General features: G+C 65.8%; 1 pseudogene. It reads right to left on the bottom strand.

The features are described from left to right. Positions 1-80 precede the first annotated feature (80 nt). Positions 81-471 (bottom strand): annotated as a pseudogene (locus B1964_RS29345) (HNH endonuclease); the annotation flags it as partial.

The raw sequence follows: 471 nt of genomic DNA, 5'->3' as shown, positions 1-471 counted from the left end.
CGAGGAGCGTTAGCGACGAGCCTCGAGACCTGTTGCACCGCTGCTGGTTTCCGGCCATTCACGGAAGCACGTGACGGGGTCTAGAGTCCGCGGTCGCCGAGTAGGTGGGCGAGTCGGTTCTCGACCGGCGAGCCAGGGTCGGGGGTGAGGATTTCGACGAGGTCGTAGTATCCGTGCCCGATCGGGACCTGGCTGCGGCGGATTCGGTTGGTGGGCAGCATCGAGTCCCGGTCGTCGCGTGTGGCGAGATCGGTATCGGCATCACCCTGTGTGGTGTCGGGTGGTGGATGTAATTCCGCGCGGAAACGCGCGAGTGCCGCGGTGTAGGTGGCCCCGACATCGGGTAGTGCGTTGGTGCGTTTCGGGTTCGGTGTCGCTGCCCCGACCGGGGTGTTTGTGCGCCACCAGCATCGTCCTGCCCACGGCCCGTCCCGATAGATGCCGGTCGTGAATTGTCCGGGTTTGTCGCCG

This window comes from Gordonia sp. i37, from assembly GCF_002043085.1.
GTDB classification, from domain to species: Bacteria; Actinomycetota; Actinomycetes; order Mycobacteriales; family Mycobacteriaceae; genus Gordonia; species Gordonia polyisoprenivorans.
This window is presented reverse-complemented; position numbering and strand designations above follow the sequence as displayed.